Genomic DNA, 13,894 nt, shown 5'->3' with positions numbered 1-13,894 from the left:
GCCGGCGGGGCGGTTCGCCGGACGGCGGCGGGAGGGCCCGGTCACAGCGGCGTGGCGGACCGCCGGGGCCGCCCGGCGGGCGTGCGAGGATCAGCCGCCGTGGACCCTGACGGCGAACCGACCGCACGCACCGGCGGCGAGCCGACCGCACCGGCCGGCCGCGCCCCACGCCGGCCGCTGGAGCGGCTGCGCCGGCTGCACCCGCTCGACCGGGTCGCGCTGGCGCTGGCCCTGGTCGGGGCGGCCTGCGCGCTGACCGGCCTGCTGCCGCGCGCCGAGACCGTGGCCACCCTGGGGCGCATCCTGCCGCTGCTGCTGTTCCTCGGCACGGTGGTGGTGCTGGCCGAGCTGACGGCGGTGGCCGGCGTGTTCGACGTGCTGGCCGGGCGGCTGGCCCGCGCCGCCCGGGGCAGCTATCCGGCGCTGTTCGTGCTCTGCGTCGGCTTCGCCTCCGCCACCACGATCGCGCTGAACCTCGATACCACGGCGGTGCTGCTCACGCCGGTGATGCTGGCGCTGGCGCGTCGGCTGGGCATGCCGCCGCTGCCGCTGGCGCTGACCACGGTGTGGCTGGCCAACACGGCGAGCCTGCTGCTGCCGGTGTCGAACCTGACCAACCTGCTGGCCGCCGACCGGGTCGACCTCGACCCGCTGCCGTACGCGGCGCGGATGGCGCTGCCGCAGGCCGCCACGATCGCGGCCACCATGGCGCTGCTCTGGGTCGGCTACTGGCGCCGGGGGCGGCGCGGGGTCGACCGGTTCGTCGCGCCCGGGCCGCACGTCCCCGCCGACCGGGTGCTGTACCGGATCGCGCTCGCCGGATGCCTGCTCCTCGTGGCCGGGATCCTCGCCGGGGTGGAGGTGGGGATCGCCTCCGCGGCGGCCGCCGGGCTGGTGCTGGTCGGCTTCGCCGCGCGCAACCGGGCCGCGCTGCGCCCGGCGCTGGTGCCGTGGCGGCTGCTGGTCTTCGTCACCGGGCTGTTCCTGGTGGTGCAGACCCTCGGCCGGTACGGGCTGGACGACGTCGTCGGCGTGCTGCTCGGCCCGGACGGCGGGGCGCTCGGCGCGCTGCGGGCCGGCGGCACGGGCGCGCTGCTGTCCAACGTCGTCAACAACCTGCCCGCGTACGTGGCGGGCGAGGCGGTGCTCCCGCCCGGCGACGCGACCCGGCTGCTGGCCCTGTTGATCGGCACGAACGCCGGCCCGCTGGTCACACCGTGGGCGTCGCTGGCCACCCTGCTGTGGTACGAGCGCTGCCGGGCCGCCGGGGTGGCCGTGCCGCTGGGCCGGTTCCTGGCCGCCGGTGCCCTGCTCGCCGTGGCCGCGACGGCCGCCGGCGTGGGCGCGCTGCTGCTCACCGGCTGACCCGGGGGCACCCCCACGCCGGTGGTTCGGCGCGCAGCAGTTGTGAACATCTGGTGTCCACAGGTTGATGGTGGTAACTTTCTCGCCACTTGCAAGAACTTGCAGAAGGATTCGCCGATCCATGACGGATGACGTCATCCGCTTGCTCGGATCGGACAGGCCCTCCCCCGGGCCGACGGCTTTCCGCACCCCATCACCCCCGTCGGTCACGCCGACGCCCACCCCCGAGGAGGTCCGATGCCCCGCCGCACCGGACGACGACGGATGACCGGGGCCGCGCTGGCCGCCGGGCTCATCGTCGGGCTTGCGCCGTTCAGCACGGCCGCCGCCGCGAACACTGTGACCGTCTACTACCGACCCCCCACCGCCTGGACCGGGACCGTCAACATCCACTACGCCCCGGACGGCGGCGCCTGGACCGCCGTGCCCGGCGTGGCGATGGAGGCCGCCTGCACCGGCTGGCGCAAGCGCACCATCGACGCCGGTTCGGCCACCGGCCTGCAGGTGGTGTTCAACAACAACGCCGGCACCTGGGACAACAACAACGGCGCGAACTACCGCACCGGCACCGGGACGGTGACCGTCTCCGGCGGCGTGGTCGGCACGTCCGACCCGTGCGCCGGCACGCCCTCGCCGACGGCGACCCCCGCGCCGACCGGCACGCCGTCCACCCGCACCGCCGAGGTCTGGTACCACCTCGCCACCCGGGGCTGGACGGGTGGCAACATCCACTACCAGCCGGCCGGCGGGGCCTGGACCGCCGTCCCCGGGGTCCCGATGGAGGCCGGCTGCACCGGATGGGCCCGCCGCGTGGTCGACCTCGGCAGCGCCGCGACCCTGAAGGCGGCGTTCAACAACGGCGCCGGGGCCTGGGACAACAACAACGGCGCGGACTACACCATCGGCGCCGGGGTGAGCACCGTCAAGGCCGGCGTCGTGACGGCCGGGGCGAGCGCGCCGTGCGCCCCGCAGACCCCCGACACCACCGCCCCGTCCACCCCCACCGGGCTGGGCGCGACCGCCAACGGCCTGCGGGTGGCGGTGTCCTGGGCGGCGGCCACCGACGACCGGGCCGTCACCGGCTACCGGCTCACCCGCACCGGCGGGCCGGAAGGCACGGTCACGGTGACCACCACCGGCACCAGCCACGTCGACGGCACGCTGACCGCCAACACCCGGTACGAGTACACGGTGCGGGCGTACGACGCGGCGGGCAACACCTCCGCCGCCAGCGCACCGGCGGCGGCGACCACCGGCGACACCCCGCCCCCGGCTGCGGCCGGCACCCCCCTGGGCGGCGACCCCCGCGAGGACACCATCTACTTCGTGATGACCGCCCGGTTCGCCGACGGCGACAGCACCAACAACCGGGGCGGCAGCCAGCACGTGAAGTCCGGCAACGCGGCTAACGACGACCCGATGTTCCGGGGCGACTTCAAGGGCCTGATCGACAAGCTGGACTACATCAAGGGGCTTGGCTTCTCCGCCCTGTGGATCACCCCGGTCGTGCTGAACCGCTCCGACTACGACTTCCACGGCTACCACGGCTGGGACTTCTACCGGGTCGACCCGCGCTTGGAGAGCCCCGGCGCGAGCTACCAGGACCTGATCAACGCCGCGCACGGCAAGGGCATCAAGATCTTCCAGGACGTCGTCTACAACCACAGCTCCCGCTGGGGCGCCAAGGGCCTGTTCACCCCCACCGTGTACGGGGTGCGCGACGAGCAGTGGAAGTGGATGTACAGCACGCCCGAGGCGGGCCGCGAGTACGACCCCATGATCGAGCACCCCGGCACCGACCCGGAGCTGACCCCCGCGCAGAACGCCCTGGCCAAGGGCCGCCCGTACAACGGGGACGTCTGGTCCACCGCCGCGCCGGCCGGCAACCAGTGCCCCCGCTGGGGCACACCCAACGGCACCAGCCCCGAGGGCTTCAAGCTGTACGAGTGCCAGTGGCCCACCCCGACCAGCAAGCTGTTCCCGGCCGACCTCTACCACCAGTGCTGGATCGGCAACTGGGAGGGCGAGGACGCGCGCAGCTGCTGGCTGCACGAGGACCTGGCCGACTTCAACACCGAGAACCCGACCGTGCAGAAGTACCTGATCGACGCGTACAACCGGTACATCGACATGGGGGTGGACGGCTTCCGCATCGACACGGCCGTGCACATCCCCCGGGTGACCTGGAACCGCCGCTTCCTGCCGGCGATCCAGCAGCACGCCCTGGCCAGGCACGGCGAGAAGGGCAAGGACTTCTACGTCTTCGGTGAGGTCGCCGCGTTCGTCAACGACAAGTGGAACCGGGGCTCGGTCAACCACTCCGCGCAGTTCTTCACCTGGAAGGAGCGCAAGGAATACAGCCCCGACGACGTCAAGGCCGCGATCGAGCAGTACGACTACGAGCAGCTCGCCGGCCCCGCCGGGCAGCCCACCAGCGACAACGCGTTCCTGCGCGGCAACACCTACCACGCGCCGGACCACTCGAAGTTCTCCGGCATGAACGTCATCGACATGCGGATGCACATGAACTTCGGCGACGCCCACAACGCGTACGGCAACGGCAAGGACTCCGACGACAGCTACAACGACGCCACCTACAACGTCGTCTACGTCGACAGCCACGACTACGGACCGAACAAGTCGAACACCCGCTACACCGGGGGCACCGACGCCTGGGCGGAGAACATGAGCCTGATGTGGACGTTCCGGGGCATCCCGACGCTCTACTACGGCTCAGAGATCGAGTTCCAGAAGGGCGCGAAGATCGACTGTGGGCCGACCTGCCCCCTGGCGACCACCGGCCGGGCCTACTACGGCGGCCACCTCCAGGGCACGGTCACCGCGACGGACTTCGGCAGGGTCGGCTCCGCGACCGGGGCCGTCGCCACGACCCTCGACAAGCCGCTGGTCAAGCACGTGCAGCGGCTCAACCGGATCCGCCGGGCGGTGCCGGCCCTGCAGAAGGGGCAGTACTCGACCGAGGGGATCAGCGGCTCCATGGCGTACAAGCGCCGGTTCACCTCCGGCGCGGTCGACAGCTTCGCGCTGGTCACGGTCTCCGGCAGCGCGACGTTCACCGGCGTGCCCAACGGCCGGTACGTCGACGCGGTCACCGGCGACGTGCAGACCGTCGGTAACGGGACGCTGACCGCGACCGTCAGCGGCCAGGGCAACATGCGGGTGTACGTGCTCGACCTGCCGGGCAACCCGGCCCCGGGCAAGATCGGCGAGGCCGGCCCCTACCTGCGGTGACGGGTGTGGTGGGGCGGCCGCCTGGCCGCCCCACCACAGGCAGCCGGACTCAGCAGGGGCTCTCGACGAACGTCGGGTAGCCGGAGCGGACGCCCCAGGTGTAGACCGTGCCGGAGCAGCTCTCGTACTTCTCCCCCAGCACGGTGGTGTGGCTGGAGTCGGCGTAGTAGGTGGTCACGCACTCGTGGTCGATGCGGCAGGCGCGGGCCTGCGCGGGCGAGCCCGGCACGACGAGCACGGAGGCGCCCACCAGGGCGGCGGTCAGCAGCACGCGGCGGATCACGGGAGTCCCCTTCCGGCGACGGGTGGGGCGTCACGCCCGGGGTGACTCGTCGTCCCACCGGCCGCCTGTGTATCGATCAACGTAGTGGTCCACAGTGGGCGGGGCAACGACGGTAGGGGTGGGCCCTCAGCCGACCGGGGTCCGGCGGGTGGCCCGCGGGCCGACCAGCCGGCGGACCACCGGCGCGGCGTTCCACTTCGCCGCGCCCACCAGGTCCCGGGCGTGTTCCAGCACCGTGTAGTCCGGCCGGGCCAGCCCGTCGGCGATGGCCCGGTCCAGGTCGTTGCCGCAGCGGGTGAGCACGCTGTCGAAGTCCCGGCGCACCGGGTCGAGCAGGGGGTAGCCGAAGGAGCGGTGCAGCCGGGCGAAGAGCGGCTTGTAGAGCCGGGCCCGCTCGTGCAGCCCCGACGAGTACGACATCGGGTTCTTCGGCCGCCGCCGCACGTAGTCGGGCAGCACGTCGGCGAACGCCCGGCGGACGATCCACTTCTCCTGGCCCTCCCGCAGCTTCAGCTCCAGCGGCAGCCGCATCGCCAGCTCCACCACGCTCAGGTCGAGGAACGGCACCCGCGCCTCCACTCCGTGGGCCATGCTCGCGCGGTCCACCCGCTGCAACTCCGTACGGCACAGGTTGCGGATCTTGTGCAGGAACAGCCGGCGGGCCCGCTCGGGGCCGACCTGGTGGTACATGGGGTAGCCGCCGAACAGCTCGTCGGAGCCGTCTCCGGTGAGCACCACCTTGACGCCCAGGTCACGCAGCCGCCGGAAGATCGGCACCGAGACCACGGCGTTGATGATGTCCCCGTACTCGGTCAGCTCGGAGATCCGGATGGCCTCCCGCACGTCGGCGAGCCGGATGTCGCGCGGACGCAGCTCGATCACCTCGTGCGGCACCCCGAGGTCGGCGGCGAGCCGCCGGGCGTACGCCACGTCGGGGCTGCCCGGCGCCCCGACGGTCACCGCCACGCAGTCGGGGTGCAGCTGGTGGGTGTGCAGCAGGGCGAGCGAGCTGTCCAGCCCGCCCGAGAGCACCACGCCGACGGTGAGGTCGGTGTCCAGCCGCATCCGGATGCTGTCGGTGAGGGCGGCCCGGACGAGCAGGGCGGCCTCGTCCGGGTCGTCCACCACGGGCAGCCCGTCGCCGAGCGTGAGCAGGTCGACGTACGGGCGCAGCCGGACGTGGCCGCCCGGCTCGGCCCAGCCGTGGTGCCCCGGGGGCACCTCGGCGACGGGGGCGCCGTGCCCCACCAGGGCCTTGACCTCGCTGGCCAGGTGCAGGCAGCCCGGCACCCGGGACCAGTACAGCGGCTTCACCCCGAGCGGGTCGCGGGCCAGGTAGGCCCGGCCGGTGGCCCGCTCGACCACGACGAAGGCGTACTCGCCGCGCAGCCGCCGCACCGCGTCCTCGCCCCAGCGTTCGAAGGCGGCGAGCACCACCTCGGTGTCGCTCTCGCTGCGGAACGCGTGCCCCAGGCGGGTCAGCTCCGCGCGCAGCTCCCGGTGGTTGAAGACCTCGCCGTTGTAGCAGAGCAGGAGGCGCTCGTCGGCGGAGACCCAGGGCTGCACCGCCCGTTCCCGGTCGACGATCCGCAGCCGGCGGGTGCCGGCGAGCAGGCCCGCCTCCCGACGGGTCTCGGTCACCTCGCCGCGCGGGGCGAGGACGGCCAGCATCCGCCGGAAGGTGGCCGGGTCGGCCTCGGGGCCGAGGCTCAGGGCGATGCCGCACACGGCTCAGACCCCCATCTCGGCCTCGTACGCGCGGCGGAACCGCGCCCGGGCGGCGGGCGCGAGGCACACGTGCCAGGCCTGCCCCTCGTCGACCACGTTGATCTCCCCGGCCTGCTGGCGGGCCAGCAGCAGGCCGGCCAGCACGTCCCGGGCGCCGAACCGCTGGAACCAGGACATCTCCACGTCGACGGCGTAGCCGAGGCAGTGGCCGCTGGGCACCATCGCGGCGTAGCCGAGGCGGCGCAGCCGGTGCTGGTGCTCGGCGCTGCGCACCAGACTGGTCACCCACAGCGGCGGCGTGCCGGGCGGGGCGCTGCGGGCGAACTCGCGGCCGATGTCGTTGAGCAGGCCGATCACCTCGCGCCGGGCCCGGCGGAACTTCAGGCCGGCGGTGCGCGGCCGGGCGTCCGGCAGCAGCCGGCGGCGTACCGCCCGCACGCCCCGCCCGACGACGGTGGCGGGCTGTTCCTGGTAGCGGAAGCGGAGCAGGTCGCGGCGGCGCAGCCACTCCAGGTCGACCAGCTCGTTGCTGGCGTGGACCTGCGCGTCGGTCATGAAGGTGGTGGCGTCGCGCCACCACATGACGTCGATGCGGGAGAGCAGGTAGATCCGGACCAGGGCGGCCAGGTCACCGGCGGAGTTGCGCGGACTGGGCTGGTAGCGGGCCATCTCCAGCAGCAGCGTCTCCCGGGCGCCGACGAGGCCCTGGGCGGTGGCGTCGAGCACCGCGGCGATCGCCGGCTCGCGCAACCGCTCGTCGAGCAGCACCTGGCGGGCCCCCGCCGAGTCCGGGTCGGCCAACGCGCCGACCTCGACGAGCAGGTCCGTCACGGCGGCCCGGTAGGCGTCGAGGTCGGGCGTCGGCGGGGCCGGGCGGGGGGCGACGCCCCGCGGCACGCGCCGCGCCGGGGCGGTGGACGCCACGGAGGTGCCGGGCTGCTGGCCGGAGCTTCGGCTGGGCACTCGCATGGTCGGGTCCTCTCCCGGTACGACACGGCGCGGTTGCTGTCAAAAGCACCGTAACCACGAGTAGCCGGGACAGGCCGAACATTCTTCCCATCTCCCCCGAATGCGCGCCGTACCACGGCGGCGCGGAGCCACGGGGACCGCCGGATCCGGTTACCTGCGCGCGTCCGCCGCTGAGCCGCCGCTGCTGCCACGCCGCTTCGGTGATGGTGCGGCGCCGGGTGGAGCAGGACGGCCGGGGTGGGTGCGGCACCCCGGCCGTCCGCCCGGGCCTCGATTCCGGTGGGAAGAGGCCCCTGACCAGTTTCGCCGAACGTCGTCGATCCCGCAGCCCCCTTCACCGACTGCACACGCGAAGGGCGGGATCGGCGACGGACCCGGATCAGGCCGGCGGGGCCGGCATCCTCGTCACCGGGTCACCCGGTCACCGCAGCGTGCAGGTGGTGCCGTTGACGGCGAAGCCCACCGGGGTCGGGTTGGCGCCGGTGTGGGAGGCGTTGAAGCCGAGGCTCACCGAGCCGCCCGGGGCGACGACGGCGTTCCAGCTCTCGTTGGTCACCGTGACCTCGGCGCCGCTCTGGCTGAACTTTCCGGACCAGCCCTGGCTGATCTGCTGGCCGGCGGTGAACCTGAAGGTCAGGCTCCACGACGGCCACGTCGCGGCCGAGCTGTTGGTGACGGTCAGGTTGCCGCTGAAGCCGTTGCTCCAGTTGTTCGACGTGTACGTCACCGCGCAGCCGCCCGCCGGCGGCGTGGTCGTAGGCGTGGGCGAGACGGTCGGGGTGGGCGAGGCCGTCGGCGAGGGCGAGACGGTCGGCGACGGGGTGGGCTCCGGCGTCGTGCCGCCGGTGCCCGCCCGCTCCGCCGCCCAGTTCGCCAGCCAGGCCAGCGCCGAGTTCCAGTTGATCGCCACCTCGTTGACCGAGTACGCCTCGATGTCGTCGACGAAGCACTTCTGCGGCTTGCAACCGGAGAGCTGGGCCACGGCCACCGGGTCCTGCAACTGGCTGTTCGGCCCGCCGGAGAGCGAGCCGGGCGGCGCGGTGGGCAGCGAGGAGTCGTTCTGGTTGGCCCAGAACCGGTGGTGCACGTTGCGCACCGGCTTCTCGCCGTAACCGGCCACGTAGGACTGGTTCAGCGGGTTGCGGCCGAGCAGGTAGTCGTAGGCTGCGTAGGCCCCGGCGCGGTACTTCTGCTGGCCGGTGAAGTCGAAGGCGAGGGCCAGGACGTTGCCGTTGTTGGCGACGGCGCCGTTGGAGCCCCAGTAGTACGTCCCGTCGCCGCTGCCCGGGGCGGGGTAGCCCTGCGTGGCGGTCTGGGTCAGCAGCCGATCGGCGAAGGCCACGATCGCGGCCCGGGTGGCGGCCAGGTCGGCGGCCGGCAGGCCGTTGGGCACCAGGGCCAGGGTGGTGTCGCCGAGCCCGGCGGTCCAGCTCCAGTCGTAGCCGCGGTTGGTGAAGCTGGTGCCCTTGTAGTAGGACGAACCCGTCACGTCGGCCCGGTAGCCGGCCGCCCCCGTGGTGGCGTACAGCTCGGCCGCCGCCCAGTAGAACTCGTCACCCACGCTGTTGTCCTCGTACGCGCCGCCGCCGGTGTTGTCCGTGGCCGGCGCCAGCCGGTTCGGGTTGGCCTTCGCCGCGGCGTACGCCTTCTCGGCGGCGGCGAGCGCCCGGGCGGCGAAGGTCGCGTCGTAGGACTTCCACAGCCGGGACGCCTGCGCGGCGGTCGCCGCCAGGTTCAGGGTCGCGGCGGTGCTGACCGGCGCGAGGAGCCGGGGCTGGCTGTCCAGCTCCGGCCGGGTCGGCAGCGCGGTCCAGTTCTGGTCGTGGATCTTGTGGTGCACCATGCCGGCGTTCGTGCGGCCGTCGGGCACCTGCATCTTCAGCATGAATTCCAGCTCCCAGCGCGCCTCGTCCAGCACGTCGGGCACCCCGTTGGCCTGCTCGGGGATCGCCAGCGTGCCGTCGGCGAGCCCGGCCCGGTCGGCCCCGGTCACGTGCAGGGCGCGCTCGTGGATGTTCTGCAGCTGCCAGGTGGCCAGGCCGCCGTTGACGACGTACTTGCCGTGGTCGCCGGCGTCGTACCAGCCGCCCCGCACGTCGAGGGTGTAGCCGCAGGAGGTGCGGCAGGGCACCGCGTTGTCGCCCTGGTTCGGGGCGACGTTGACGTGCCCGGCGGGGCGGGAGTAGCGGGAGCCGACGTACCGCGACTCGATCGGCGTGCCGCTGCGCTGGTGGTAGAAGAACGCCAGCGCGTCGGTGCGCAGCCGGCGCACCGCGTCGGCGGAGATGTCGAAGGGGTGGCTGCTGTTCCCACCGACCGTGAGCACGTAGCCGCTGCCCACGGTGTCGTAGGCGGAGAAGTCGGCGACGTGGACGCTGTCGCCGGAGAGGGCGTCCGCGCCGCGTACGGTGGTCTGGCCGGAGGCGACGGTCGCGCCGGCGGCGTTGCGCAGGGTCCAGGCCAGCGGGCTGGTCGACGTGCTGACCACGGTGGCCTGCTTGGGGGTGCCGGGCACGTACGCGACCTGGTTCACCTTCACGGGGCCGCCCGGGTCGGGAGCGGCGGCCGCGATGGACGGCACGACGGCCAGGGCACTCAGGGTGAGCAGGGTGGCGGCCGCCATGGCGGCCGGGCGCTTGCGGAGGGGCATCGTTCCTCTTCCGGGGTGCGTCGGGTTGACCACCTGCCGGACCGGCCCAGCACGAAGCCGCCGGGCGGTCGGGCAGACCGCCGACGGGAGCGCTGGGCCAACCCTAGGCCATCACCGCACGGGAAGGCGATCGGCCAGCCACCGTCGCACTTGCCTGCCGCGAGCCTCGTCGAGATCAGCTCCCGGCGGAACCGAGCGGGCCGACCGTCCTCGTGGCGCCGTCGTAGCTGCGGGCGGCCACGAACTCCCCGGCCGGCCGGTCCACGCCGACCACTGCCCGGGCCAGCCGGCGGTCGGCGGCGCGGAAGCGCAGCGCCAGGCTCAGGTGCGGGACCCACCGCCCCGGGGCGTGCCAGGGGCGCTGCCCGTCGGCCCCGGCGAGGACGTCCCAGACCGCCGCGTGCAGGGCGGTCAGGGCCGGCTCCGGGCGCAGCAGCCAGACCAGCGGGGCGCTGCCGTCGAGGACGGCGATCCGGTCGAGGCGTACCGGCAGGGGCAGGGCCCGCCCGACGAGCGCGGCGAGCCGGCGGCGGGCGCCCGGCGGGAACTCGTCGACCGCCGCGAGCGTCAGGTGCGGGCGGTTGGTGGGATGGGTGTTGCGGGCCAGGCTGGGCAGGCCGGCGGCGGCGAGCCGGTCCCATCCGGCACGTACCGCGGCCTCCAGCTGTGGGCAGCAGAGCAGTTCGACGGTACGCACGACGGCCAGGCTAACCGCCGGGCGTGTGCCCCGGAGGACCTTCCGGCCGGCGTCGGACGTGACGCGCGGCGCGGTTTGCGCCGGTCGGCGGAACCCGCGCGGGGCGGGAATGAAAAGCTTGTCGCATGAGCTCCGCACCCGCACGGCAGGATCCACCGACCGACCCGCACTCCCCCGGCGTCGATGACGAGGCAAGCGCCTTCACCGACCTCGGGCTACGCGCCGAACTGCTCGGCGCGCTGTCCGCCCTCGGCTACGAGGAGCCGACCCCGATCCAGCGGGAGGCGATCCCGCCCCTGCTGGCCGGCAGGGACCTGCTCGGTCAGGCGGCCACCGGCACCGGCAAGACGGCCGCGTTCGCGTTGCCGCTGCTGCAGCGGATGCCGGACGGGCGGACCGGCGGGGAGCCGGTGGCCCTGGTGCTGGTGCCCACCCGGGAACTGGCGGTGCAGGTGTCGGAGGCGTTCCACCGCTACGGCAAGGACCTGGGCGCCCGGGTGCTGCCGATCTACGGCGGCCAGCCGATCGGCCGGCAGCTGCGCGCCCTCGACCTGGGGGTGGACGTGGTCGTGGCGACCCCGGGCCGGGCGCTGGACCACATCGCCCGGGGCACCCTGCGGCTGGGCGGCCTGGCCACGGTGGTGCTCGACGAGGCCGACGAGATGCTCGACATGGGCTTCGCCGAGGACATCGAGGCGATCCTGGAGCACGCCCCGCAGCAGCGGCAGACGGTGCTGTTCTCGGCCACCATGCCGTCGCGCATCGACGGGATGGCCCGGCAGCACCTGACCGACCCGGTGCGGATCCAGATCGGCCGGGAGCAGCCGGTGGCCGGCGAGACGCCCCGGGTGCGGCAGAGCGCGTACATCGTGGCGCGGGCGCACAAGCCGGCGGCGCTGGGCCGGGTGCTGGACGTGGAGTCGCCGACCGCGGCGATCGTCTTCTGCCGCAGCCGGGAGGAGGTGGACCGGCTCACCGAGACGATGAACGGCCGGGGCTACCGCGCCGAGGCGCTGCACGGCGGGATGAGCCAGGAGCAGCGGGACCGGGTGATGGGCCGGCTGCGCGCCGGCACGGCCGACCTGCTGGTGGCCACCGACGTGGCGGCCCGGGGGCTGGACGTCGAGCAGCTCACCCACGTGGTCAACTACGACGTGCCGTCGGCCCCGGAGTCGTACGTGCACCGCATCGGCCGGGTGGGGCGGGCGGGCCGGGAAGGCGTGGCGATCACCCTCGCCGAGCCGCGCGAGCACCGGATGCTCAAGACCATCGAGCGGGTGACCGGCCAGCGCATCGCCATCGACAAGATCCCCACGGTGGCCGACCTGCGCACCCGGCGGCTGGAGCTGACCCAGGCGGCGCTGCGGGAGAGCCTTCTGGAGGACGACCTGGAGCCGTTCCGGGTCATCGTGGAGTCACTGTCGGACGAGTTCGACATGATGGAGGTGGCGCTCGCGGCGGTGAAGCTGGCCCACGAGGCCGCCTCCCCGGGCTCGGACGACGACGAGGAGGAGATCCCGCAGGTCGCCGTCCGCCCGCAGCGCGAGGGGCGCCCCGGGCAGGAGGGGCGCGGCGGCGAGCGGCGGCCCGGGCGGCCCCGTTCCGGGGGCACCACGCAGGTGTTCATCGGGCTGGGCCGGCGCGCCGGGGTGCGCCCACAGGACCTGGTCGGTGCGATCACCGGGGAGACCCGGGTCAGCGGGCGCGACATCGGCTCGATCGAGATCGCCGACCGGTTCTCGCTGGTCGAGGTGCCGGCGGCCGTGGTGGACGAGGTGATCGCCGGGCTGCGCAACAGCACCATCAAGGGCCGCAAGACGACGGTACGCCGCGACCGCGACCGCCCCTGACGAGCAGGCGGCCGGCCCGCGCCGTGGGCGCGGGCCGGCCGGGGCCGGTCAGAACGCGTACGGGCCGAACCGGCCCCAGGCGACGACGAGCGCGGCGACCAGCAGCAGCGCGGTGAACGCGGCCGGCGGGTACTCCTTGGCCCGGACGTGCACGACGACGGCGCCGGCCATCACGATCGCCGCGCCCACGGCGGCCAGCGGCGTCAGCACGGTGGCGATGCCGGTGAGGGCGGGCAGGACCAGGCCGATCGCGGCGAGGACCTCCAGCGCGCCGAGGGCCTTGACCGCGCCTTCCGGCACACCCTCGACGAAGCTCATCTTCTCGCGCAGCTTCTCCTTGGGCTGGGTGACCTTGGTGAGCCCGGCCCCGGCGAAGACCAGGGCGAGCAGGATCTGCAGGGCCCAGAGGGCGATGTTCATGGGGGTGCCTCCATGGCGGACCGCCGCGTGGGCGGGTGAGATACTTGACGCTTCAAGGACCACCGTACGAGCAGATACTTGAAGCGTCAAGCATTCGGTAGGCTGGCGGCATGGAACCCACCCGCTGGCTGACCGACGGCGAGCAGGAGATCTGGCGACGGACGCTCGCCGTGCTCACCCTGCTGCCGAACGAGCTCGAGGGGCAGTTGCAGCGCGACGCCGACCTGACCCGCTTCGGCTACGGGGTGCTGGCGATGCTGTCGGAGGCCCCGACCCGGTCCCGCCGGATGAGCGAGTTGGCCGCCCTCGTCAACGGCTCGCAGTCCCGCCTGTCCCACCTCGTGGGCCGGTTGGAACGCCGGGGCTGGGTACGCCGCGAGCGCGCCGACGACGACGGCCGCGGGTGCGTGGCCGTGCTCACCGACGCCGGGTACGCGCACCTCGCCGCGGCCGCCCCGGGGCACGTGGCTCTCGTCCGCTCGCTCGTCTTCGACGCGCTGACCCCGACCCAGGTCACGCAGCTCGGCGAGATCACCGCCGCGCTGCTGACCCGCCTCGCCCCGCCCGGCGACTGCCCGGCGTCGTCCGACCACGGCGGGAGCAACGCCGACGGGCGCTGACCCCGGCCACCCCACGTCCGGTGGTCGGCTGCTCCGGCGAGGACGCAAGCAGGGCCCCTT

The 13,894-nt window shown here is 73.8% G+C and carries 10 protein-coding genes; 4 read left to right on the top strand and 6 right to left on the bottom strand.

Annotation, left to right across the window (positions count from 1 at the left end; translation table 11 throughout):
• Positions 1-99 precede the first annotated feature (99 nt).
• Together TK50_RS30145 and TK50_RS30140 are read left to right on the top strand one after the other, a co-directional pair.
• A complete protein-coding gene (locus tag TK50_RS30145; RefSeq protein WP_241774145.1) occupies positions 100-1,365 on the top strand; it encodes an ArsB/NhaD family transporter in 1,266 nt (421 codons plus the stop codon).
• A gap of 237 nt (positions 1,366-1,602) precedes the next feature.
• The gene (locus TK50_RS30140) at positions 1,603-4,617 is read left to right on the top strand and encodes a carbohydrate binding domain-containing protein (protein WP_052504010.1); all 3,015 of its coding nucleotides are present in this window, start codon (positions 1,603-1,605) and stop codon (positions 4,615-4,617) included.
• A 49-nt stretch (positions 4,618-4,666) separates the two neighbouring features.
• On the opposite strand, the gene TK50_RS30135 is transcribed toward TK50_RS30140, so the two are convergent.
• The 5 genes from TK50_RS30135 to TK50_RS30115 form a co-directional block, all read right to left on the bottom strand.
• Positions 4,667-4,900: a DUF6289 family protein gene (locus TK50_RS30135; RefSeq protein ID WP_043968931.1), complete on the bottom strand. Its 234-nt coding sequence runs from the start codon at positions 4,898-4,900 to the stop codon at positions 4,667-4,669.
• Between the two features lie 126 nt (positions 4,901-5,026).
• Complete coding sequence (locus tag TK50_RS30130) at positions 5,027-6,628, bottom strand: asparagine synthetase B family protein (RefSeq protein ID WP_043968930.1); 1,602 nt, start codon at positions 6,626-6,628, stop codon at positions 5,027-5,029.
• A gap of 3 nt (positions 6,629-6,631) precedes the next feature.
• A complete protein-coding gene (locus TK50_RS30125) occupies positions 6,632-7,597 on the bottom strand; it encodes a DUF5715 family protein (RefSeq protein WP_043968929.1) in 966 nt (321 codons plus the stop codon).
• Between the two features lie 421 nt (positions 7,598-8,018).
• Complete coding sequence (locus tag TK50_RS30120) at positions 8,019-10,247, bottom strand: glycoside hydrolase family 9 protein (RefSeq protein WP_043968928.1); 2,229 nt, start codon at positions 10,245-10,247, stop codon at positions 8,019-8,021.
• A gap of 175 nt (positions 10,248-10,422) precedes the next feature.
• On the bottom strand, positions 10,423-10,944 hold the full coding sequence (locus TK50_RS30115; RefSeq protein WP_043968927.1) for a 2'-5' RNA ligase family protein: 522 nt from the start codon (positions 10,942-10,944) through the stop codon (positions 10,423-10,425).
• A gap of 125 nt (positions 10,945-11,069) precedes the next feature.
• On the opposite strand from TK50_RS30115, the gene TK50_RS30110 reads away from it, so the two are divergent.
• Positions 11,070-12,794 carry a DEAD/DEAH box helicase gene (locus tag TK50_RS30110; RefSeq protein ID WP_043968926.1) on the top strand — a complete coding sequence of 575 codons (1,725 nt, stop codon included), beginning with the start codon at positions 11,070-11,072 and terminating at the stop codon, positions 12,792-12,794.
• Positions 12,795-12,842: 48 nt separating this feature from the next.
• Here TK50_RS30110 and TK50_RS30105 read toward each other — a convergent pair whose 3' ends face one another.
• Positions 12,843-13,214, bottom strand: coding sequence for a DoxX family protein (locus TK50_RS30105; RefSeq protein ID WP_043968925.1), 372 nt, complete (start codon positions 13,212-13,214; stop codon positions 12,843-12,845).
• 110 nt (positions 13,215-13,324) lie between these two features.
• Between TK50_RS30105 and TK50_RS30100 the strand changes: the two genes are divergently transcribed.
• Entirely contained in the window at positions 13,325-13,834 is a 510-nt protein-coding gene (locus TK50_RS30100; RefSeq protein WP_043968923.1) for a MarR family winged helix-turn-helix transcriptional regulator, read from the top strand.
• Positions 13,835-13,894 lie beyond the last annotated feature (60 nt).

The organism is Micromonospora haikouensis (assembly GCF_000876225.1).
Taxonomy (GTDB): domain Bacteria; phylum Actinomycetota; class Actinomycetes; order Mycobacteriales; family Micromonosporaceae; genus Micromonospora; species Micromonospora haikouensis.
Note: the sequence above shows the minus strand (reverse complement) of the source record. Positions and strands in the feature narration are given on the sequence as shown.

What these genes read in the sequence shown, in the direction of transcription:
- TK50_RS30140 (WP_052504010.1), top strand. Translation starts at nt 1,603, where the DNA reads ATGCCCCGCCGCACCGGACGACGACGGATGACCGGGGCCGCGCTGGCC.
- TK50_RS30125 (WP_043968929.1), bottom strand. Translation starts at nt 7,597, where the DNA reads ATGCGAGTGCCCAGCCGAAGCTCCGGCCAGCAGCCCGGCACCTCCGTG.
- TK50_RS30120 (WP_043968928.1), bottom strand. Translation starts at nt 10,247, where the DNA reads ATGCCCCTCCGCAAGCGCCCGGCCGCCATGGCGGCCGCCACCCTGCTC.
- TK50_RS30110 (WP_043968926.1), top strand. Translation starts at nt 11,070, where the DNA reads ATGAGCTCCGCACCCGCACGGCAGGATCCACCGACCGACCCGCACTCC.
- TK50_RS30105 (WP_043968925.1), bottom strand. Translation starts at nt 13,214, where the DNA reads ATGAACATCGCCCTCTGGGCCCTGCAGATCCTGCTCGCCCTGGTCTTC.
- TK50_RS30100 (WP_043968923.1), top strand. Translation starts at nt 13,325, where the DNA reads ATGGAACCCACCCGCTGGCTGACCGACGGCGAGCAGGAGATCTGGCGA.